Below are 21,018 nucleotides of genomic sequence, written 5' to 3' on the forward strand. Positions count from 1 at the left end.
CATCCATGTACGTCGACGGGCGTCCATATCTCTGCTGAGAGCCTGCTGCCAGCCCTGCCTTGGTGGCAGTAATTCAGTTACCTTCCGTGGCGCCACGGCCTTCTACTCAATCAACTCATGACCTGACAGGTATAGCGCAGATTTCCAATCAAAAGGAGAGATAGCAATGGGGGCACGTATGAATCTATTTGGTAACGCGCAGATTGTTGTTGGGGATATGACCTCTCACGGCGGCATCGTAGTTTCGGGCAGTCCAACCAACTCATGGCACGGCCGGCCGATTGTGCGTAAAGGGGATACGGTAACGTGCCCCAAATGCTCGCCGCACATTTTCAAGGTGGCCGAAGGACTGGAGCATTGCACCGACACGGATGGGGAACTACCAATGGCCGCGGAAGGACACAGAACAACCTGCGGTGCTGTACTCATTGCACGAGCAGCGCCCGCCAGTTTGGTATCCGCGCATGCCGCATACGTCAACGGCCTCCGCTTCGATGAGCAGTTCATCTTGCATGACTTGGACGGAAACCCGATTCCAGAAATGCCTTACAAAATAACAACAGTGGATGGGGTGACTATTCGCGGAGTTACTGATACGGATGGGCGTACAGACCGAGTAATGAGCGGTGAGGTGCAGGTGCTTACGATTGAGCCAGATACCGAATGGCTATTCAGAAAAAATAACAAAGAGGCTTGAGCCATGACTGATCTTTCATGGTCGGGGAGCGCTGCAACAAATACGACTCGGGGAAGCACACGGGAAGTGTCGGCTGATGTCATTCGATACGTCAACAAGGTTGACGCTGACAGCGGATGGTTACTAGTTGGGATGGACGACGTTCCTCGCAGCGAATGGAAATCGCTTTTCAAATATTGCAAGGTCATGCTGATCGGAAGCAAAGATGGGCGGACCTATTTCAAGATCCTTGAGGGCGAGTCCAAGGGGCGGATCGCGTTCCTGTCGGGAGCCAATGTTAGTGAATATCTTGGCAAGACAGCCCCTAAACAGAAGCCAATTGAACTGGTTATGACCTATGGGCGCTTTGATGTCAGATGGTACTCGAAATCCAGAAAGGAGAATATGCAGCAACAATTGGCAGATGGGATTCTCGATGGGATTCACTTTGAGGCTGCAATGAACACGAGTTGGGGTGGAGATTTTCATCCCATTCCACCTGGAAACTATACGATCTTGTTGCCTGATTTTGCGCACAGAAGGGATTATACAAATCAATACAAGGCTGAATATCAGGGCCTATCTCACCATCAGGTATGGTTCCCGATTGCGCATGGAAATAATAGCAGATATGTTCATGTGGGTAATGTGTCGGAAGGTTGTGTTACCGTTGTGCATATAAAAAAGTGGGCGTCAATTCACGAGGCACTTGTTAGTCATCGCGGCTCTGATGGAAAAAGCGTCGGCACACTTGTTGTTAAAGGTAAGCCTGAAAGGGCGAGATAATGAGTAAAAATAATTTTATTCTTTTATTCTATCTTGTTATTTTTATGCTCATGTCCCCATGCGTCTATGCGTTCGGGTCGAATTCTGATGGAAGCATCATAACTGAATGGGAGATATTTAAGGCGACGGTTGAAAATTACAAGAAAAATATAGGAGTCAAGGAAAATATCAAAAATGCAGCCCTGGCCGAGAAAAGGGGGAGGTTTTTTTTTAATGAGGGACGTTATGATCAGGCGTACTTTAATGGTTATGGTGACGCGATAGCTTGGATTCCGAGACCCGAATACTTTTTTATAATTGGTGACTTGAAGTTGAGAATGAAGCTGTCGCTTCATAGTGACTCTCCTCATGCGACGCCAGAGCGGAAGGCATGCTGGGATAAATACTTGTTCGCGGTGGATGTAAATAGAAATTTAGAGTCTTCTTTTGAAATGGGTTTTGGGTTGGTGGGGGAATTGAATTTATCTGATACCAGAAAATCAAAAATCTACAAGCAGGCCATGGCTAATGCTACTTGCTTCGCACGCTTGACGAGCAAGTATTCGGAGGGAGTAGGCTCGCAGTGCGTGCCGATCGAGGAAGTAAAAAAATGTCTTGGAAGTCCGCTCCTGTTTCTATACAACTAGGACAGAAGTGTGTCATTGCTGCGGCGTAAGGCAGTGGCGTTTCCACTCGTAGACTTCTACACGTCGTAACTTGCCTCCTCATCATCCCAGATGCACTGCCGTGATCGCGTCCTCTCGTGCCCCGACTCGCGGCTGATCGCCTGCCGCGCCTGCGCATCCAAGGCGCGCTGCGCAGCCGGCGTCTTCCAGTCCGCCAACGCTTCGTAACGATCCTGCGCGTAACGATGCCGCAGGCCGTGCATGTTGCTCAGGCCGGCCGCCTTGCACTGCCCATCGTATGTGTAGCGCTGCTGGATATAGCTCTTGTGCGTCCGGATCAACGATCCCGCGCTTGACGTAGCCTTTGGACGGGCGCCGCCGAGACCACTGCCTTGCACGAAGATGGCCGCCTCGTTCTGCTGAACGCGTCGCGAGATGCGCACACAGGTGCTTCTCCAACTCGTGCGGCTTCCGCGAGGACGGTGGGGCTGGCTGCCGCAGCTTGATTGACCTTCATGTTCGTAAAATCGATCGTTAGATCGATTGTGATCGAAATAACGATCATCACGGACTACGCTGGCGCGAATTCAAGTCGATTGCTCGTAAAAACGAGCATTACGTCTCGCGTGCTCGATTTGACGAGCAGGCGGTAGAGCGCCGCGACGACCGTGAATGGAGGGGGCGCAAAGCGGGAGGAGCGAAGCCGCGCGTCAGCGCGAAGCCAGTGCGCGCGTATCGGTATCGCGGGTGTGATCGTCGCCGTTGTCGGCCGTCTGCGTGTTCGTGTTCCACACGACCCGGTCGTTGACCGCATACAGCCGGCACGCGCCCGCGCCCTGCTTCGCGCAGTTGTCGAGCGCGAGCGCCATCGGGTCGTCGCCGCCTTCGGCCCACGACCACGCGCCTTCCGACGACACCGCGAACGCGCGGCTCGGATGCTGGTTCAGGAAGCGGCGATAGCCTTCACGGCCGGCTTCGTCGACATACGGCACCGCGTTGACCGCGTCGATCGACGCGTAGCCGGTGGCTTTCGGCTCGTGCGGGTTCGCGACCGCGTAGCGCACCGAGGTCGGCAGGTTCAGCTGCGCGAGGAACGCGTTGACGGCCGGCCACCACACGGGCACGCCGTCGCGATCGACGATCAGCCGGTGCGCGTCGTCCTTGTAGCGGCCGAAATCGATGAACTGGGCCTGCGTGCCGTGCGATACGTACGCGTCGTGCATCTGCGCGACGAGCCCGGGCGTCCACACCGAATCGTTGTCGCCGTACAGCCACAGCGACCGCACGGCCGTGTGCGCGCCGTACTGGTCGAACGCGTCGACGAGGTTGCGCTGCCAGCCGTCGCAGAGGTCCTGGCGCAGCCCGCCGGAGAAGTTGATGATGCCGCGCACGCCCGGTGCGGCTTCGGTGCCGTACGCGACCGATACGAGGCCGCCGTGCGACGTGCCGGCGACGACGATGCGCGACGCATCGACATACGGCTGGCGCGACATGTAGCGCACCGTCGCGTCGACGTCGGCGGCTTGTGCGAGGCCGTTCTTGCCGACGTTGCAGCCTTCCTGCTGGTACGTGCCGTCCGAGCCCGCGAAGCCCTGGCGGTTCGGCGCGATCACCGCATAACCGCGGCGCACGAATTCGCGCGCGAACGCGAGCGGCCGGCTGCGCGGCTGCTGATGGAGATCGCCGGTGTTCTTGCCGTGGTTGAAGACGACGAGCGGGAACGGGCCGGGGCCGTTCGGCTTGAAGAGCGTCGCCTCGAGCGTGACGGTGCCCGATGCGTCGGCCGGAATGCGGAGGATCTGTTCGTTCAGGTCGGCGGCGACCTGCGGCAGGTTCGAATCGCCGTAGTCGAAGCGTTCGGCATGGGCGAGCGACCCGCTGGCGCCGGCGCCCGTCCCCGTATTGGCGTTCGACAGCGTACCGGCCTGAGCGGCCGACAGCGCGCAGGCCGCCATCCATCCCACCAATACCTTGCTGAACGCCATTCGTAAGCCCTGCCATGCAACATGACTGATCTGAGGGCCATCCTAGCCCGACAAATTCAGGTTGTGCAATGCGGGAATTACCCGGCGTCTGACACAGCAACTATTTGTCAACGTTCACTTACTTCGCCGTCGACGTAACGCCAGAAACCGTGCTCGTCGCGCTCGAAACGGCTCGTCTCGTGGAGCCGGTAAGCGCGTCCGCCGATCTTGTAGCGGGCCACGAACTCGACCTCCGCGTGCCGTTCGTCGAGCGGCGCGTGGCGTTTGACCGTGAGGCCGAGCCAGCGCGGCGCGTCGGGTGCCTCGGGGTCGGTGTCGAGATCGGGCGGGCAGGTGCGCGCGGCCCACGTCGCGCGCAGGTAGCCGGTCGCGCCGAGCACGTACGCGCTGTACCGCGAACGCATCAACTCGAGTGCGTTCGGCGCGGCTTCGCCGCCGTCGATGAAGCGACCGCAGCAGGCCGCGTAGCGGGGCGCCGGTGCTTTGCCGGCGGGAGCGGGGGACGCGCCGCCGCACGGGCACGCGTCAGGTCGGTTCAAAATCATGCGAAACGGGAATTAACGACGTCTGGTTGTCGGTTGACCACCGGCTGACTACCAGCTCAGCTCGATGCCGTCGTACTGGAAGAAACGGCCGTTTGCCTGCGACACGTCCGCGCCGGATTCGGCGATCACGCGGCGCATGCCGGTCACGCTGGTTTCCGGATCTATCGCGGCCTGCGCGCCGCCCATGTCGGTGCGCACCCAGCCGGGATGGAGCGAGATGCACGCGGCGTGGCGCGTCTGCAGCGACGCGATGCGCAGCACGTCGTTCAGCGCGGCCTTGCTCGCGCGGTACAGCCAGCCGGTCGTGCCGGTCGCCTCGGCGATGCTGCCCATCCGGCTCGACACGACGGCGAGCACGCCGCGTGCGTCCTCGACGAGCGGCAGCAGGATCGGCAGCAGCTGCATCGGCCCGCGCACGTTCGTATGCATCACCGCGTCGAAATCCTCGGCGGTGATCGTCTCGACGCCCTCGGTGCGCGGCCCGTAGACGCCCGACACCATCACGGCCGCATCGAGCCGCTCGCCGTCGAGCTTCCAGCCGAGCGCCGCGATCTGCTCGGGCTGCGTGATGTCGAGCGCATGTGCTTGCGCGCCGAGCGCGCGCAGCGCGTCGAGCGAGGCGTCGTCGCGCGCGGTGGCGATCACGTTCCAGCCGTCGCGCCGGTATTGCCGGACGAATTCGCGGCCGAGGCCGCGCGATGCACCGACGATCAATGCGGTTTTCATGCCCGTCGCTCCTTTGCTTGGCGCCGCCCTGGCGGTACCGGTGTCAGATCCGTTCGAGGCCGCGCGGCGACGGCCGCCCGGCTGCGTGCGCGTTACTTCGCGTCGTCGCACGGCTTCAGCGTGTCGGCCACCGCCTGCGCGACGCCTTCGAGCCGCCGCGCGGCGTCCGCCGCGATCATGTCGTTGTCCGGCGCATGGTTGCCGCCGGCGGTGAGCGCGGCCACGCAGCGCTTGTAGGTCTCGTCGAGCGCGTCGAAGTTCGACACGGCCATCCCGAGGTTGCGCATCCGGCCGTCGTGCACGCCGTACACGAGCCCGTGCACGGTGAGCGACTGGCCGCGGGCCCACGCGTCGTTGACGATCGTCGTGCGGCAGACGTTGACGACCTGCTCGATCGCGTTCAGCTCGATCAGGCGGCGATAGCGCGCTTCGCCGACCGGCCAGTCCTCGAGCAGCGCCGCGTGGCGCTCGCGCACGTCCTGCACGTGATGCAGCCAGTTGTCGGCGAGGCCGACGCGGCGGTTGAGCAGCGCGGCATTCACGCCCGAGCAGCCGTAGTGGCCGACGACCATGATGTGCTTCACGCGCAGGATGTCGACCGCGAACTGGATCACCGACAGGCAGTTCAGGTCGCTGTGCACGACCACGTTCGCGATGTTGCGATGGACGAACACTTCGCCCGGCGGCAGGCCGATGATCTGGTTCGCGGGCACGCGCGAATCCGAGCAGCCGATCCACAGGTATTCCGGCGCCTGCTGGTCGGCGAGACGCGCGAAGAACTGCGGATCGTCCTCGAGCTTGCGTTTGACCCACGCATCGTTGTTGTCGAACAGGTGGGAAAGCGGATTGTCTTGGGTGTTCATCGGTGTGGCTTCCGTTGACGGAAATCGGGTCGGTACGGTATCGGGTTCGGTGTAACCGGCGTCAGGCGGCGCGCTGCGCGTCGCCTTCGCCGTCGTTCTGGTCCGTCGCGCCGAAGCGGTCGGGGTAGCGCACGCTGAAGCGCAGCGATGCGTCGTAGGGATAAAAATCGGGCAATTCACCCTGCAGCAGCTTGTCCTTGCTGGCCTGCCACAGCGCGGGATCGAAAAAGTCCGCGTGATGCTTCATGAAGACATCGCGCACGCGCGGATCGCCGAGCAGGAACGGCCCGTAGGTCTCCGGGAAGATGTCGTGCGGGCCGACGGTATACCACGGTTCGCCGGACAGCTCGTCTTCCTCGTTGCGCGGCGGCGGCACGCGGCGCACGTTGCAGTCGGTCAGGTACTCGATCTCGTCGTAGTCGTAGAACACGACGCGGCCGTGGCGCGTGACGCCGAAGTTCTTGTACAGCATGTCGCCGGGGAAGATGTTGGCCTTCATCAGCTCCTTCACCGCGTTGCCGTACTCCTTCACGCCGTGCTCGACGTCGGTATCGGTGCCGTTCTGCAGGTACAGGTTCAGCGGCGTCATCCGGCGCTCGATGTACAGGTGCTTGATCACGAGATTGTCGTCCTCGTATTCGAGCAGCGACGGCACTTCCTTTTCCAGCTCGCGCACGAGCGCGTGGTCGAGCCGCGCGAGCGGCAGCGCGACGCTCGAATACTCGAGCGTATCGGCCATCCGCCCGAGGCGGTCGTGGCGCTTCACGAGCTGGTACTTCTCCATGATCTGCGCGCGCGTCGTTTCCTTCGGCGGCGGGAAGTGATCCTTGATGATCTTGAACACGTACGGGAACGACGGCAGCGTGAACACGAGCATCACGAGGCCCTTGATCCCGGGCGCGATGATGAAGCGGTCGCTCGAATGCGACAGATGGTGCAGCAGGTCGCGATAGAACAGGTTCTTGCCCTGCTTCTGCAGGCCGACCGACGTGTAGATCTCGGCCTTCGGCTTGCCGGGCATGATCGTGCACAGGAAGTCGACGTACGCGGACGGCACGCCCATGTCGACGAGGAAATACGAGTGCGAGAAGCCGAAGATGATCATCAGCTGGTCGCGGCGCAGCAGCACGGTGTCGAGCGAGAGCACGCCCGGACGCACGTGGCGGATCGGCACCGCGAACGGCAGCACGCGGTCGGCGTTGATGATGCGGCCGACGATGTACGCGCTCTTGTTGCGGAAGAACAGCGACGACAGCACGTGGATCTGGAAATTCGGCGCTTCGTCGAAGTGGCCGAATTCGTCGTGGATCGCCTGCATCACGCAGCCGATGTCGCGCGGGAGATCGTCGAACGCCGGCTCGAGCTGGAAGTTCGTGACGATGCGCTCGAGGGTGGCCTCGAGCCCGTCGGTGCCCGGATAGTACGCGCGGTAGGTCGGCTTCGCGGCCGGCTCGTCGTTCTCGAGATACTCGGTCGAGATCGCCGGGCGCACGAAGATGAAATCGTTGCTGAAGTACGAGCGGTGCAGGATCTTGCAGCACACCGAATTGAAAAACGTCTCCGCGCACTCGGGCTGGCGGTGCGACGTGAGCAGGCCGATGTAGTGCAGCTTGATCTGCTGCCACACTTCGTCGTCGATGTTTTCCGCGTCGTATTCGTCTTCCAGCACCTCGACGCATTCCTTCACGCGATCGTCGTACGACGTGATCCGCTCCCGCGCGAGCCGCTGCAGCCCGTGCCAGTCGCCTTGCTCGAACAGCGTCTTCGCTTCGACGGCCGCGTCGCGGAAGATCCGGTAGTGGCGGTCGAAGTTTTCGAGCATCGTCTGCGCGACGTCGAAACCGATCTGCGAAGACAGCAGTTTGGGGAAGTGATTCATTGCGTGCAGGCTCGTTCGGGAGGGGCTGTAAGCACTCGCCATTTTAGCGCCCAAGTCGGCGTTTCAATGACTTTCGGGGGGACGCGCCCACGGCCCTCAATCGGCGCGTTGTTCGCCGTTGCGTGCCGTTCGGTGCATCTTCGCGTAAAGATACGGGTACGGAACCGATTCTGGCACGAACTTTTTTTGACCGGCAGGCGGCCGCCGGGCACGCGTCGAGCGCGACGGCGATAGAATCGACGCGACGCCCGCCGCGGCCTGCCGCTGGCGCGCATTCGCACCGATAACGACGAGACGCCCCACCGATGAACGCACTGGAACACCAACTCGACTACCCCTTCGCCGACACGCTGCCCGCCGCGGGCGACACGTTCGAGGTCGCGCCCGGCGTGCGCTGGCTGCGCATGCCGCTGCCGTTCTCGCTCGATCACATCAACCTCTGGCTGCTGCGCGACGAGATCGACGGGCAGGCCGGCTGGACGATCGTCGATTGCGGGATCTCGTCGGACGCGATCCGCACGCACTGGGAGCAGATCTTCGACACGCATCTCGACGGCCTGCCCGTGCTGCGGGTGCTCGTCACGCACTGCCACCCCGATCACTTCGGCCTCGCGAACTGGCTGTGCGAAGGCGGCGACAAGGGCCGCTGGAACGTGCGGCTGTGGATGACGCTCGGCGAGTACATGTTCGGCTGCCTGATGGCGGCCGGCAACGGCTCGAACGCGGGCGGCGCGGCGGCCGCCGATCATTTCGCGCGCCACGGGCTCACCGATCCGGCTGCGCTCGACAAGCTGCGCAACCGTCGCCACTACTACTCGGATCTCGTGCCGGCCGTGCCGCCGCGCTACCGGCGCCTGCGTGAAGGCGATGCGGTGACGATCGGCGCGCGCACGTGGCGCGTCGTGACCGGCTTCGGCCATTCGCCTGAACATTGCGCGCTGCATAGCGAAGCGGACGGCGTGCTGATTTCCGGCGACATGGTGCTGCCGCGCATCTCGACGAACGTATCCGTGTTCGACCTCGAACCGGAGGCGAATCCGCTCGCGCTGTACCTGCAGTCGCTCGGCCGTTACGAGACGATGGCGCCCGATACGCTGGTGCTGCCGTCGCACGGCAAGCCGTTCCGCGGCGTGCGCACGCGCATCGCGCAACTGCGCGAACACCATGACGCGCGCCTGGCCGAAGTGCGCGTCGCATGCGCGGAAAAGCCGATGAGCGCGGCCGACATCGTGCCGATCATGTTCCGCCGCCGCGAACTCGACATCCACCAGATGACGTTCGCGCTCGGCGAGGCGCTCGCGCACCTGAACCTGCTGTGGCTCGCGGGCGAGCTCGTGCGCGAGCAGGGGGACGACGGCGTGCTGCGGTTCCGCACCGCCGGCTGACACCGCTTCGTTCTCCTCATGCGACGGGTTCGTAGCGCCACCCGTCGCGATGCCACTGCATCGTGTGCGTCGGGTCGAGCGCCGCGAGAAACGCGGTGTCGTGCGAGGCGACCACGATCGCACCGGGGAAGCCGGCCAGTGCGGCTTCGATCGCACGCACCGATTCGAGATCGAGGTGGTTGGTCGGCTCGTCGAGCAGCAGCAGTTGCGCGGGCGTGCCGCGCCACAACGCGCATGCGAGCGCGGCCTTCAGCCGTTCGCCGCCGCTCAGCTGACGCGCCGGCTGCGTCGCGCGCGCCGCATCGAGCTGCAGCAGCGCGAGCCGGCTGCGCAGTTCGCCCTCGGCGAGCGGCGTATCGAGCAGCCCAAGTTGTTCGACGATCGAGCGCTCCGGATCGAGCAGCGCGAGCCGCTGGTCGAGATACGCGGCGCTCACGTGCGTCGTGCAGGTGCCCGAGCACGGCGCGAGCTCGCCCGCGAGCATCCGCAGCAGCGTCGATTTCCCGCAGCCGTTCGGGCCCGTCAGCGCGATGCGCACGGGGCCGCTCGCCGACCACGTGATGCCGTCGGTGTCGCTCGCGACGAGCCACGGCAGTCGCGCGCGTTCGAGCGTGAACAGCTGGCGGCGTGCGCTGACCTCGGTGCCCGGCAGCGACACCAGCACGGGCGCATCGGCTTCGACGCGTGCGGCCGCCTGCTGCACGCGTTCGTCGAGCGTCGCCTTGAAGTCGTTCTGGTGGCGCCGCACCTGCCCCATGATGTTGCGCGCCGCGCCCTTGCGGCTTTGTTTCGCTCCCGACGACAGGTTGGCCGTCTTCGCATCGCGCAGCGACGCGGCCGCGTGGCGCTGGATCGTGTCGTGTTCCTGTTCGAGCCTGCGCCTCGCGCGCCCGCGTTCGGCACGCGCGTTGTCGAGCGCCGCTTGCGCGGCATCCTGATCCGCGTCGCGCTGCGCGCGGTAGAACGCGTAGTTGCCGCCGTACGAACGTACGCCTTGTGGCGTCAGCTCGACGATGCGCTGTACGTCGGCGAGCAGCGCACGGTCGTGGCTCACGATGACGAGGCCGCCGCGCCAGCCGTCGAGCGCCGCGCGCAGCCAAGCGCGGCCCGGCGCGTCGAGGTGGTTGGTCGGTTCGTCGAGCACGAGCAGGCCGGCGCCCGACAGCAATGCGCCGATCAGCGCGACGCGCGCGCGCTGTCCGCCGCTGAGTGCGTGCGCGGGCGTGTCGGCGCGCACGTCGTGCAGGGCGGCCGCGTCGAGCGCCGCGCGCAGCCGTTCCGCGAGATCCCAGCGATCGCCGATCAGGTCGAAGTCGTGCGGTTCCGCGCGGCCGTCCGCGAGACGCGCGAGCGCGCCGAGCGGCGCATCGAGCGCGGCGTCCTGCGAGACGGTGCGCGGGTTTGCCGCCGCGTTGCCGTCGTCATGCTGCTGTGCGACGTAGACGACGGGCGTGTGCCGCTCGATCGTCCCCGTGCTCGGCGCGCAGCGGCCCGCGATCAGTTGCGCGAGCTGGCTCTTGCCGATGCCGTTGCGGCCGACGATGCCGGTCGGCGTGCGGTCGATGGAAAGGTCGAGCGAATCGAACAGCGTGGCGCCGTCGTCGAAGCGGAAGGAAACGTGATGAAGCGCGACGAGCGCGCCGGTGGGCGTGGCAGCAGCCATAAGCACCTCCAAAAATGCGTGAAGACCTTCGCGCGCGGCGTGCGTGGCACGGCGGCGAAAACATTTCGGGAAGGCTTAGTTGTTCACTTTGGCTGGCGTCCGGTATGAGGAATGAGCGCGCAGTGTAGCAAGCGCGGCGCGCGGGCCGCAAGCGACGGCCCGACGCACCGTCGCTTGCGTGCCACGCGCGAGGGTCGCGTTACTGCACGGCGACCGTCGTGAAGTTCTGCCGTCCGAACGGGCTCACGTGGTAGCCGCTTACGCTCGTACGCGTGAGCGCGGCCGCGGTCGGGTAGCCGAGCGGAATCCACAGTGCCTGGTCGTGGATGATCTTCTGCGCGGCTTCGTACAGCTTCGCGCGCCTCGCCTGGTCGGCGGTCGACTTGCCGTCGGCGATCAGCTTGTCGAGCTGCGCGTCGCAGAAACGCGCGAAGTTGATGCCCGACTTCACCGCGTTGCAGCTGAACAGCGGCGACAGGTAGTTGTCCGGATCGCCGTTGTCGCCGGCCCAGCCCATGAACAGCATGTCATGCTGGCCGAGCTTCGCCTGCTTGATCAGTTCGCCCCATTCGATCACCTTGACCTCGGCCTTCACGCCGATCTTCGCGAGGTCGGCCTGCAGCAGCTCCGCGCCGACCTTCGGGTTCGGGTTCAGCACGCTGCCGGTCGGGCGCGTCCAGATCGTCGTCGAGAAGCCGTTCGGGAAGCCGGCCTGCGCGAGCAGCTGCTTCGCCTTCGCGGGATCGTACGCATACGGCGCGACGTCCTTCGCGTAGCTCCACGTATTCGGCGGATACGGGTTGTTCGCGGCCGTCGCGGTGTTGTCGAACACGACCTTCAGGTAGGTCGCGCGGTCGAACGCGAGGTTCAGCGCTTCACGCACCTTGTCGTTGTCGAGCGGCTTCTTCTGCGTGTTCAGCGCGACGAACGCGGTCATGAACGCGGGCGTCTGCACGACCTTCAGCGCGTTGTCGCCCTTCGCGGCGAGCACGTCCTGCGGCTTCGGCGACAGCGCGATCTGGCATTCGCCGGCCTTCACTTTCTGCAGGCGCACCGACGGGTCGGGCGTGATCGCGTAGATCAGCCGGTCGACCTTCGGCTTCGTGCCCCAGTACGTCGGGTTCGCGTCGTAACGGATCAGCGCGTCCTTCGTATAGCTCTTCAGCACGAACGGGCCGGTGCCGACCGGCTTCGCGTTCAGGTCGGCCTGCTTGCCGGCCTTCAGCAGCTGGTCCGCGTATTCGGCCGAGTAGATCGACGCGAAGCCCATCGTCAGGATCGGCACGAACGTCGCGTTCGGTTCGTTCAGCACGAACTTCACGGTGCTGTCGTCGACCTTCGTGACCGATTTCACGAGCTTCACGAGGCCCATCGACTGCGCGTGCGGGAAGCCGCTCGCGCCGGCCACCTTGTGCCACGGGTTCGAATCGTCGAGCATCCGCGAGAACGTGAACACGACGTCGTCCGCGTTCAGCGCGCGGCCCGGCTTGAAATAGTCGGTGGTCTGGAACGCGACGTTCGGGCGCAGGTGGAACGTGTACGTGAGGCCGTCGGCGCTTGCTTCCCATTTGTCGGCGAGCGCGGGCACGACCTTCTTCGCGGCTTCGTCGTACGACACGAGCGTGTTGAAGATCACGTCGGCCGACGCGTTGGTCGTGACGAGCGAGTTGTACTGCACGACGTCGAAGCCGTCCGGGCTCGATTCCGTGCAGACGGTGAGCGGCTTGGCGGCGGCGAGGCCGGGGGCGGCGAGGGCGGCGGCGAGCGCGGCCGCGGCGAACAGCTTGACCTGCATAGGATCTCCCACGTGGCTTGTGTTTTTTGCTGGGTGACGGGATGCGGGCGCGGCCCGGAAGCGGGCAGGGCCGGCGCGGCTGGCGAATAGCATACCGTCAAAGCGCGCGACGCGTGGAAAAAGGCGCCTGAACGCGGTGAATTGACCGAAAAACGGCTGCGTTCGCGACGGAACGGGTGTTGGGGCGGCGAGCGGCGGAGCGCTGGCGCCGGGGAGGCCGGGCAGCGGCACGGCGAGGACGGCGCGGAAGCGTTGCGGGCTGGCCCCGCGAATCGAGGTGTCGAAGCCGTTGGGCGTCGGTGCGGAAAGGCGGAGAGGCGGAGAGGCGGAGAGGCGGAGAGGCGGAGAGGCGGAGAGGCGGAGAAGCGGAGAAGCGGCCCGCAATGCGTCACGCGGGCCGTTTGGGCGATCAGTGCGCGCCGGCCTTCGGCTTGCGCGGCGCCTTCTCGAACAGGCGGTCGTAGAGCCAGCGCGGCAGCACGTGCAGCACCTTCGCGACGACACCCATCTGCCACGGAATCACGCGGAACGCGTGCTGCCGCGCGATCGCCCGGGCCGCCCGCGCGGCGAAGCGGTCGGCGTCCATCAGGAACGGCATCCGGTACGGATTGTGCGCGGTCATCGGCGTGCGGATGTAGCCGGGCGCGATCGTCACGACGCCGACGCCGGCCGGCCGCAGCTCGACGCGCAGCGCTTCGAGGTACTTGATCGCGGCCGATTTCGACGCGCTGTACGCGCCGGAGCCCGGCAGCCCGCGCACGCCGGCGACGCTCGCGACACCGACCAGCGTGCCGTGGCGCGCGGCCGTCATCGGGCCGACGAACGGCTCGAACGTCGCGACCATCCCGTAGTAGTTGATGTCCATCACGTCGCGGAACGTCGCGAGATCGCCCTGGCCCGTGACGGCGCCCTGGCTGATGCCTGCGTTCGCGATCACGACGTCAGGGCAGCCGTGCGTCGCGATGAACGACGCGGCGGCCGTCGCGAGCGCGTCGGCGTCGCGCACGTCGGCGGAGTAGACGGAGATGGACAGCTTCGGGAAGCGCCGCGCGAACGCATCGAGGGCATCGGTGCGTCGCGCGACGAGTGCGAGCGTGGCGCCCTGGCGGGCGTATTCCTCGGCCATCGCGAGGCCGAGGCCGCTCGATGCGCCGGTGATGAAGACCTTCAGCGGAGTAGTCATGCCGGCGCGCGGGCGGGGATCAGAGCTTCTTGTCCTGAACCTGCTTCACGAGGAAGTCGAGCACCTGGGCGGTACCCGGAATGCTGTTCGCGTAAGCGGGGCCCGTCTTGTACTTGCCCTGGACGACGACCGTCGGCACGCCGTCGATCGCGTAGTCCTTCAGCAGCTTGGCCGACTGGTTCACTTCGCCCTGCACGCTGAACGAGTTGTACGCGTCCATGAACTGCTTCTTGTCGACGCCCTGCGTGGCCAGGAAGTCGGCCTGCGCCTGCGGCGTCAGCAGGTAGTTCTTCTGCTTGTGGATCGCGTTGAAGATCGCCGGCGTGACCTTCTCGGAGATGCCGAGCGCGGACACCGCGTAGAACAGCTTCGAGTGCGGGACGAAATCGTCACGGAATGCGACCGGGACGCGCTTGAAGTCGATGTTGCTGCCCTGCTTCTTCACCCAGGCCTCGATCGTCGGCTCGAATTCGTAGCAGTGCGGGCAGCCGTACCAGAAGAACTCGATCACCTCGACCTTGCCGGCGGGCGCGGACACCGGCTGCGGCGACTTCATCACCTCGAAGTCCTTGCCGGCGACCGGCGCGGCGGGCGAAGCCTGCGCGAGGCCGGCGGCCAGGCCCAGGGAAAGAAGGAGCGTGCTAAGCAGTTTTTTCATGTTGTGAACGTCGAATCAGTTGCTCGGGTTACGGAACGTAACGGGTTCTGAGTGGGCTCGGCCGGTTGCTTACTGCTTCGTGAAACGGATCACCGCCGTGTCGACACCTGCATCGGACAGGCGCTGGCGGGCCGAGTTCATATCCTCGAACTTCGAGAACGGGCCGACGCGCACGCGGAAGTACGTCACGCCGCTGACATCGCGCTTCGACACCTTCGACTCGAAGCCCTGGAAGCCGAGGCGCGCGCGCTGCTGCTCGGCGTCGCCTTCCGTCTTGTACGCGCCCACCTGCAGGAAGTAGCCGGTATTCGCGTCGTTCGCGGTCGGCGGCTTCGCTGCCGCGGCGGCCGTGGCCGACGAGGTCGGCTTCGGCGTGTTCGCGGCCAGTTGCTGCTGTTGCTGCTTTTGTGCGGCGGCTTGCTGCGCCTGCTTCTGCGCGGCGAAGCGTGCGAGGTCGTCCTCGCCGCCTTGCTGCTGTTGCTGCGCCTGCTGGGTCTTCTTCGGCGGCGGCGTGGTGTCGGCCGGCTTCGGCGCGACGGCGACGCCGTTGCCCGACGACGTGTTGTTCGACGCGGTCGTGCCGTTCGAGCTGCCGGTATTGTTCGAGCCGCTCGAGCCGTTGGCCGACGGCGGCACTTCGACGATCTGCGGTTCGGGCAGCAGGCCGCCCTGGGTCTGGTTCGCGGCCTGGCCGGGCGCGGTGTTCGGCGGTGCCGACTGGGCGGCCTGCGGCACCGGCTGGCCGGGTGTCTTGCCCTGCAGCGCACGGTTCGGATCGAACTGCTGCGGCTGGCTCGCGCCGTTGTCGGCCGGCGGCGGCGCAACCTTCGACACGAACGGCGACGGGGAACGCGTGATGTAGAGCGCCACCACCACCGCGATCGCGAGGCCGACGATCAGGCCCAGCACGATTCCAAGAAATGTCCCTCCGGCTTGTTTCGATTGTTTCGAAGTGCGGCGTGGTTGTGCCATTGCTTGAGTCACCTGCAAAAAGAATCGTGAAAAGGCTGCGGCGGGCGTCCGACGGCGGGTATCCGACGGCGGGCGCTGCCACGGCCATTCGCTGCCCGGTTCGGGCCGCTTGCGTCGTTACATCTTGGCGGGCGCGGACACGCCGAGCACCGCCAGACCGTTCTCGAGCACCTGCCGGGTCGCGGCGAGCAGCGCGGCGCGCGCATTGCGCGGCGCTTCGTCGTCCACCAGCACGCGCTCCGCATTGTAGAACGAGTGGAATTCACCAGCGAGGTCGCGCAGGTAGAACGCGACCGCGTGCGGCGCCAGCTCGTTCGCCGCGTGCGTGAGCATGTCCGGGTACTCGGCCAGCTTCTGCATCAGCGACGCCGCCTGCGCGCTCGTCAGCTGCGACAGGTCGGCGCCCGGCAGCTGCGCGACGTCGACGTTGTAGCGCGCCTTCAGTTCGTTGAGCACCGAGCAGATCCGCGCATGCGCGTACTGGACGTAATAGACCGGGTTCTCGTCGTTCTGTTTCAGCGCGAGGTCGATGTCGAACACGAACTCGGTATCGGCCTTGCGCGAGATCAGGAAGAACCGCACCGCGTCGCGGCCGCGCGTGATGGTCGCTTCGTCGATCAGGTCGGGCGCCGCTTCCTGGCCCGCCGCCGCGCCGCCCGACCATTCGATCAGGTCGCGCACCGTCACGTAGCTGCCCGCGCGCTTCGAGATCTTCACTTCCTGGCCGTCGCGCATCACGGTGACCATCTTGTGCAGCACGTAGTCGGGGTAACCCTTCGGGATCCCGATATGCAGGCCCTGCAGGCCGGCCCGCACGCGCGCGATCGTGCCGTGGTGGTCCGAACCCTGGATGTTGATCACCTTCGTGAAGCCGCGCTCCCACTTCGTCACGTGGTACGCGACGTCCGGCACGAAGTACGTGTACGTGCCGTCCGACTTGCGCATCACGCGATCCTTGTCGTCGCCTTCGTCGGTCGTGCGCAGCCACAGCGCGCCGTCCTGTTCGTAGGTCATGCCGGCCTTGATCAGCGCGTCGACCGTCTTCTCGACGCGGCCTTCGCTGTACAGCGACGACTCGAGGTAGTACTGGTCGAACTTCACGCCGAACGCCTGCAGGTCCATGTCCTGCTCGCGACGCAGGTACGTGACCGCGAACTTGCGGATCGCGTCGAGATCCTCGACGTCGCCCGTGCCCTTGACCGGCTCGCCGTCCGACGCGGCGACCGTTTCGCCTGCCAGGAAGTCGCGTGCGATGTCGGCGATGTACTCGCCGTTGTACGCGGCTTCCGGCCAGCCCGCGTCGCCCGGCTTCAGCCCGCGTGCGCGCGCCTGCGTCGAGATCGCGAGGTTGCCGATCTGCACGCCTGCGTCGTTGTAGTAGAACTCGCGGTGCACCGCGTAGCCCTGGCTCGCGATCACGTTCGCGAGCACGTCGCCGAGCGCGGCCTGGCGGCCGTGGCCGACGTGCAGCGGGCCGGTCGGGTTCGCCGACACGAATTCGAGCAGCACCTGCTTGCCTTTCTCGCGATCCGACGTGCCGAACGCGCGGCCCTGGTCGAACACGGCGGCGATCACCGCCTGCTTCGCGGCGGCCGACAGGCGCAGGTTGATGAAGCCGGGGCCGGCGATCTCGGCGGCGTCGACGAGGCCTTGCGCGCCCGGCTGGGCGGTCAGGGCGGCGACGATCTGTTCGGCGAGCTGGCGCGGGTTCGTGCCGAGCGGCTTCGCGAGCTGCATCGCGACGTTGCACGCGACGTCGCCGTGCGCGGCGACCTTCGGGCGCTCCAGCGTGATGGTCGGGGCGACGAACGCCGCGTCGGCGCCTTTCAGCGCGTGTGCGACCTGCTTGACGCTATCCGCGAGCAGGGCTTCGAGGGTCTGTTTGTGTGCTGGCAGCATGCTGGTAGAAGGCTTCGTTGGTGGCGGCCGGAAACGCCGGCCCGCCGGCGCGCTTTTTAAGCGCGCGTTTCAGGGATCGCAGAATTTTAACAGGTGCTAATATGCCGCTCAGGCGGCCCGCGTCCGCGAGGCCGGACGCCGGTCTGCCGGCGTTCCCCAACCGCGCCGCGCAGGCACAACAAGATGAAAAGGGAATTGTCATGATTACGTTCAAGAGCAAGGCGGCACAGGATCTCGACGTGCTGAAGGATTTCGCCGTGTATGTGCTGGGTCTCGTCGGCAAGCAGCTGGGTGAGCGCGGCGTGATTACGCACGACGAACTGGACCACGCGATCGCCAAGCTGGAAGGCGCCGTTGCGCAGGCGAAGCAGGAGCGCGCCGAGCATGCCGGCCATTTCCACGAGGACGAAGCCGACCACGCGCACCACGAAGTGCCGCCGAGCCTGGCCCAGCGCGTCGCGCCGTTCCTCACGATGCTGCGCGAAGCGAAAGCCGGCCAGGCCGACGTGCACTGGGGCTTCTGAGCGTCCTTGCCCGGCGGTCCGAAAGGATCGAAAGGCAGAAAAAAGCCCGCTTCCGAGCGGGCTTTTTCTTTTGTCTGACGATAGCGGGCGCCGATGCGCCCGCCGAAGGGCCGGTCAGAGCTGCGGCGCAAGCGCGCGGCGCGCGTCGTCGAGCGACAGCGCCATGCGCCGCGCGTAGTCCTCGAGCTGATCCTGTCCGATTTTCCCGACCGAGAAATACGTGCTGTCCGGATGCGCGAGATAGAAGCCCGACACGCTTGCGGCCGGCAGCATCGCCAGCGAGTCGGTCACGCTCATGCCGATCTCGTCCGCGTGCAGCACGTCGAACATGTCGCGCTTCACGAGGTGGTCGGGGCAGGCCGGGTAGCCGGGTGCCGGGCGGATTCCCGCGTACTTTTCCGCGATCAGCGCATCGTTGTCGAGCGTCTCGCCGCTCGCATAACCCCACAGCTCGCGCCGCACGCGCGCGTGCATCGCTTCCGCGAACGCTTCCGCGAAGCGGTCGGCGAGTGCCTTCAGCATGATCGCGCTGTAGTCGTCGTGGTCGGCTTCGAACTGCTTTTCCTTCACGTCGACACCCAGGCCGGCCGTCACCGCGAACATCCCGATGTAGTCGGCGACGCCCGATTCCTTCGGCGCGATGAAGTCGGCGAGCGAGCGGTTCGGCCGCATCACGCCGTCGACCACCGGACGCACGCTCTGCTGGCGCAGGTTGCGCCACGTGAGCAGCACCTCGCTGCGCGACTCGTCGCTGTAGATCTCGATGTCGTCGTCGTTGACGGTATTCGCCGGCAGCAGCGAGATCACGCCGCTCGCGGTCAGCCAGCGTCCCTGGATCAGGCGCGCGAGCATCGATTTCGCGTCGGAGAATACGCGGCGCGCCGATTCGCCGACGATCTCGTCGTTCAGGATCGCCGGGTACGGACCCGCGAGATCCCAGGTCTGGAAGAACGGGCCCCAGTCGATATAGTTCGCGAGCTCGTTCAGGTCGTAGTTCTTGAACACGCGGCGGCCGATGAACTTCGGCTTCACCGGCTGGTAGCCCGCCCAGTCGACCTTGGTCTTGTTCGCGCGCGCCTCGGCGAGCGTGACCATCGGCTGCGCCTTGCGGTTCGCGTGCTGGTCGCGGATGCGTTCGTAGTCGGACTTCAGCTCGTCGAGGTACTTCGCCGCGCCTTCGTCGGACAGCAGGCTCGATGCGACCGACACCGAGCGCGACGCGTCGGGCACGTAGACCACCGGGCCTTCGTAGTGCGGCGCGATCTTGACCGCCGTGTGCACGCGCGAGGTCGTCGCGCCGCCGATCAGCAACGGGATCTTCTTCACGCGGAAGTAGTCGTCGCGCTGCATTTCCGACGCGACGTATGCCATTTCCTCGAGGCTCGGCGTGATGAGGCCGGACAGCCCGATGATGTCCGCGCCCTCGACCTTCGCCTTCGCGAGGATCTCGTTGCACGGGACCATCACGCCCATGTTGACGACTTCGAAGTTGTTGCACTGGAGCACGACCGACACGATGTTCTTGCCGATGTCGTGCACGTCGCCCTTCACGGTCGCGATGACGATCTTGCCCTTCGCGCGCACGTCGCCGCCCGCTTCCGCGAGCAGGCGCTTTTCTTCCTCGATGAACGGGATCAGGTGCGCGACCGCCTGCTTCATCACGCGCGCCGATTTCACGACCTGCGGCAGGAACATCTTGCCCTGGCCGAACAGGTCGCCGACGATGTTCATCCCGTCCATCAGCGGGCCTTCGATCACGTTGATCGGGCGGCCGCCGGCCGCGGCGATCTTCGCGCGGACTTCTTCGGTATCCTCGACGATGAAGTTCGTGATGCCGTGCACGAGCGCATGCGAGAGCCGCTTCTCGACCGGCTGGTTGCGCCACTCGAGGTTCTCTTCCTTCTTCGCGCCGCCCGCCTTGAACTTGTCGGCGATTTCGAGCAGGCGGTCGGTCGAATCGTCGCGGCGGTTCAGGATCACGTCCTCGACGCGCTCGCGCAGTTCCGCGTCGAGCTCGGCGTACACGCCGAGCTGGCCCGCGTTCACGATGCCCATGTCCATCCCCGCCTGGATCGCGTGGTACAGGAACACGGTGTGGATCGCCTCGCGCACCGGGTCGTTGCCGCGGAACGAGAACGACACGTTCGACACGCCGCCGCTCACCTTCGCATACGGCAGGTTCTGCTTGATCCAGCGGGTCGCCTCGATGAAGTCGACCGCGTAGTTGTTGTGCTCCTCGATGCCTGTGGCGACCGCGAAGATGTTCGGGTCGAAGATGATGTCTTCCGGCGGGAAGCCGCACTGGTTCACGAGCACGTCGTACGAGCGCTTGCAGATCTCGGTCTTGCGCGCGAACGTGTCGGCCTGGCCCTGCTCGTCGAACGCCATCACGACGGCCGCGGCGCCGTAGCGGCGGATCAGCTTCGCATGATGGACGAACGCCTCCTCGCCTTCCTTCAGCGAGATCGAGTTCACGATCGCCTTGCCCTGCACGCACTTCAGGCCGGCCTCGATCACTTCCCACTTCGACGAGTCGATCATGATCGGCACGCGCGCGATGTCCGGTTCCGATGCGATCAGGTTCAGGAAGCGCACCATCGCCGCCTTCGAATCGAGCATCGCCTCGTCCATGTTGATGTCGATCACCTGCGCGCCGTTCTCGACCTGCTGGCGCGCGACGGCGAGCGCCTCGTCGAACTGGCCGTTGAGGATCATGCGTGCGAACGCCTTCGAGCCGGTGACGTTGGTGCGCTCACCGACGTTGATGAACAGCGTTCCGGACGTGACGTTGAACGGCTCGAGGCCGGCGAGGCGCATCATGTGATCGGTCATGGCGGTGCGAATTCTGGTGATGAAGGGCGTGGGGCGGTCGGG

Annotated in this window: 18 protein-coding genes; 5 read left to right on the plus strand and 13 right to left on the minus strand. The window is 65.2% G+C overall.

What is annotated here, in order from left to right:
- Window positions 1-166 precede the first annotated feature (166 nt).
- The 3 genes from FOZ70_RS24320 to FOZ70_RS24330 are packed head-to-tail and all read left to right on the plus strand — an operon-like array spanning window position 167 to window position 2,088.
- Window positions 167-697, plus strand: a complete 531-nt coding sequence (locus FOZ70_RS24320; RefSeq protein ID WP_219706975.1) for a PAAR domain-containing protein — start codon at window positions 167-169, stop codon at window positions 695-697.
- 3 nt (window positions 698-700) lie between these two features.
- Window positions 701-1,462: a hypothetical protein gene (locus tag FOZ70_RS24325; RefSeq protein ID WP_141667438.1), complete on the plus strand. Its 762-nt coding sequence runs from the start codon at window positions 701-703 to the stop codon at window positions 1,460-1,462.
- Entirely contained in the window at window positions 1,462-2,088 is a 627-nt protein-coding gene (locus FOZ70_RS24330) for a hypothetical protein (RefSeq protein WP_219706977.1), read from the plus strand. The genes FOZ70_RS24325 and FOZ70_RS24330 overlap by 1 nt, the downstream gene beginning before the upstream one ends.
- 56 nt (window positions 2,089-2,144) lie before the next feature.
- On the opposite strand, the gene FOZ70_RS24335 is transcribed toward FOZ70_RS24330, so the two are convergent.
- The 6 genes from FOZ70_RS24335 to aceK all read right to left on the minus strand — a co-directional run bounded on the left by FOZ70_RS24335 (window position 2,145) and on the right by aceK (window position 8,065).
- Window positions 2,145-2,510 (minus strand): hypothetical protein, encoded by a 366-nt coding sequence (locus FOZ70_RS24335; RefSeq protein ID WP_258025717.1) that lies wholly within the window; start codon window positions 2,508-2,510, stop codon window positions 2,145-2,147.
- 267 nt (window positions 2,511-2,777) lie between these two features.
- Window positions 2,778-4,052 (minus strand): CocE/NonD family hydrolase, encoded by a 1,275-nt coding sequence (locus FOZ70_RS24340; RefSeq protein WP_219706979.1) that lies wholly within the window; start codon window positions 4,050-4,052, stop codon window positions 2,778-2,780.
- A gap of 107 nt (window positions 4,053-4,159) precedes the next feature.
- Window positions 4,160-4,597: a YchJ family protein gene (locus tag FOZ70_RS24345; protein ID WP_059677244.1), complete on the minus strand. Its 438-nt coding sequence runs from the start codon at window positions 4,595-4,597 to the stop codon at window positions 4,160-4,162.
- Window positions 4,598-4,645: 48 nt separating this feature from the next.
- Entirely contained in the window at window positions 4,646-5,323 is a 678-nt protein-coding gene (locus tag FOZ70_RS24350; RefSeq protein WP_021157400.1) for an SDR family oxidoreductase, read from the minus strand.
- A gap of 92 nt (window positions 5,324-5,415) precedes the next feature.
- On the minus strand, window positions 5,416-6,186 hold the full coding sequence (can, locus tag FOZ70_RS24355) for a carbonate dehydratase (RefSeq protein ID WP_021157399.1): 771 nt from the start codon (window positions 6,184-6,186) through the stop codon (window positions 5,416-5,418).
- A gap of 61 nt (window positions 6,187-6,247) precedes the next feature.
- Window positions 6,248-8,065 (minus strand): bifunctional isocitrate dehydrogenase kinase/phosphatase, encoded by a 1,818-nt coding sequence (gene aceK, locus FOZ70_RS24360; protein ID WP_021157398.1) that lies wholly within the window; start codon window positions 8,063-8,065, stop codon window positions 6,248-6,250.
- Window positions 8,066-8,370: 305 nt separating this feature from the next.
- Between aceK and FOZ70_RS24365 the strand changes: the two genes are divergently transcribed.
- Window positions 8,371-9,450, plus strand: a complete 1,080-nt coding sequence (locus FOZ70_RS24365) for an MBL fold metallo-hydrolase (RefSeq protein ID WP_219706981.1) — start codon at window positions 8,371-8,373, stop codon at window positions 9,448-9,450.
- Between the two features lie 16 nt (window positions 9,451-9,466).
- Here the strand turns inward: FOZ70_RS24365 and FOZ70_RS24370 are convergent, their stop codons facing one another.
- From FOZ70_RS24370 to argS, 6 genes are all read right to left on the minus strand, one after another.
- Window positions 9,467-11,113 (minus strand): ATP-binding cassette domain-containing protein, encoded by a 1,647-nt coding sequence (locus FOZ70_RS24370; RefSeq protein WP_219706984.1) that lies wholly within the window; start codon window positions 11,111-11,113, stop codon window positions 9,467-9,469.
- Between the two features lie 199 nt (window positions 11,114-11,312).
- Entirely contained in the window at window positions 11,313-12,908 is a 1,596-nt protein-coding gene (locus FOZ70_RS24375; RefSeq protein ID WP_060082786.1) for an ABC transporter substrate-binding protein, read from the minus strand.
- A gap of 409 nt (window positions 12,909-13,317) precedes the next feature.
- On the minus strand, window positions 13,318-14,091 hold the full coding sequence (locus FOZ70_RS24380; RefSeq protein WP_021162605.1) for an SDR family oxidoreductase: 774 nt from the start codon (window positions 14,089-14,091) through the stop codon (window positions 13,318-13,320).
- Window positions 14,092-14,110: 19 nt separating this feature from the next.
- Entirely contained in the window at window positions 14,111-14,749 is a 639-nt protein-coding gene (locus FOZ70_RS24385; RefSeq protein ID WP_021162606.1) for a thiol:disulfide interchange protein DsbA/DsbL, read from the minus strand.
- A 69-nt stretch (window positions 14,750-14,818) separates the two neighbouring features.
- Complete coding sequence (locus tag FOZ70_RS24390; protein ID WP_048026272.1) at window positions 14,819-15,721, minus strand: SPOR domain-containing protein; 903 nt, start codon at window positions 15,719-15,721, stop codon at window positions 14,819-14,821.
- 117 nt (window positions 15,722-15,838) lie between these two features.
- Window positions 15,839-17,620: an arginine--tRNA ligase gene (argS, locus tag FOZ70_RS24395; RefSeq protein WP_021162608.1), complete on the minus strand. Its 1,782-nt coding sequence runs from the start codon at window positions 17,618-17,620 to the stop codon at window positions 15,839-15,841.
- 200 nt (window positions 17,621-17,820) lie between these two features.
- Between argS and FOZ70_RS24400 the strand changes: the two genes are divergently transcribed.
- The gene (locus FOZ70_RS24400) at window positions 17,821-18,144 is read left to right on the plus strand and encodes a DUF1840 domain-containing protein (protein WP_006489103.1); all 324 of its coding nucleotides are present in this window, start codon (window positions 17,821-17,823) and stop codon (window positions 18,142-18,144) included.
- A gap of 114 nt (window positions 18,145-18,258) precedes the next feature.
- On the opposite strand, the gene metH is transcribed toward FOZ70_RS24400, so the two are convergent.
- A complete protein-coding gene (gene metH / locus FOZ70_RS24405) occupies window positions 18,259-20,976 on the minus strand; it encodes a methionine synthase (protein ID WP_021162609.1) in 2,718 nt (905 codons plus the stop codon).
- Between the last annotated feature and the right edge of the window lie 42 nt (window positions 20,977-21,018).

The organism is Burkholderia sp. COPS (assembly GCF_019425585.1).
Classification (GTDB): Bacteria; Pseudomonadota; Gammaproteobacteria; order Burkholderiales; family Burkholderiaceae; genus Burkholderia; species Burkholderia cepacia.

Bases quoted from the DNA above. Each gene is read 5' to 3' on its own strand.
- can (WP_021157399.1), bottom strand. From the start codon at position 6,186: ATGAACACCCAAGACAATCCGCTTTCCCACCTGTTCGACAACAACGAT.
- FOZ70_RS24370 (WP_219706984.1), bottom strand. From the start codon at position 11,113: ATGGCTGCTGCCACGCCCACCGGCGCGCTCGTCGCGCTTCATCACGTT.
- FOZ70_RS24330 (WP_219706977.1), top strand. From the start codon at position 1,462: ATGAGTAAAAATAATTTTATTCTTTTATTCTATCTTGTTATTTTTATG.
- FOZ70_RS24350 (WP_021157400.1), bottom strand. From the start codon at position 5,323: ATGAAAACCGCATTGATCGTCGGTGCATCGCGCGGCCTCGGCCGCGAA.
- FOZ70_RS24400 (WP_006489103.1), top strand. From the start codon at position 17,821: ATGATTACGTTCAAGAGCAAGGCGGCACAGGATCTCGACGTGCTGAAG.
- FOZ70_RS24390 (WP_048026272.1), bottom strand. From the start codon at position 15,721: ATGGCACAACCACGCCGCACTTCGAAACAATCGAAACAAGCCGGAGGG.
- FOZ70_RS24340 (WP_219706979.1), bottom strand. From the start codon at position 4,052: ATGGCGTTCAGCAAGGTATTGGTGGGATGGATGGCGGCCTGCGCGCTG.
- metH (WP_021162609.1), bottom strand. From the start codon at position 20,976: ATGACCGATCACATGATGCGCCTCGCCGGCCTCGAGCCGTTCAACGTC.
- FOZ70_RS24365 (WP_219706981.1), top strand. From the start codon at position 8,371: ATGAACGCACTGGAACACCAACTCGACTACCCCTTCGCCGACACGCTG.
- argS (WP_021162608.1), bottom strand. From the start codon at position 17,620: ATGCTGCCAGCACACAAACAGACCCTCGAAGCCCTGCTCGCGGATAGC.
- aceK (WP_021157398.1), bottom strand. From the start codon at position 8,065: ATGAATCACTTCCCCAAACTGCTGTCTTCGCAGATCGGTTTCGACGTC.
- FOZ70_RS24380 (WP_021162605.1), bottom strand. From the start codon at position 14,091: ATGACTACTCCGCTGAAGGTCTTCATCACCGGCGCATCGAGCGGCCTC.
- FOZ70_RS24325 (WP_141667438.1), top strand. From the start codon at position 701: ATGACTGATCTTTCATGGTCGGGGAGCGCTGCAACAAATACGACTCGG.
- FOZ70_RS24320 (WP_219706975.1), top strand. From the start codon at position 167: ATGGGGGCACGTATGAATCTATTTGGTAACGCGCAGATTGTTGTTGGG.
- FOZ70_RS24385 (WP_021162606.1), bottom strand. From the start codon at position 14,749: ATGAAAAAACTGCTTAGCACGCTCCTTCTTTCCCTGGGCCTGGCCGCC.
- FOZ70_RS24375 (WP_060082786.1), bottom strand. From the start codon at position 12,908: ATGCAGGTCAAGCTGTTCGCCGCGGCCGCGCTCGCCGCCGCCCTCGCC.
- FOZ70_RS24345 (WP_059677244.1), bottom strand. From the start codon at position 4,597: ATGATTTTGAACCGACCTGACGCGTGCCCGTGCGGCGGCGCGTCCCCC.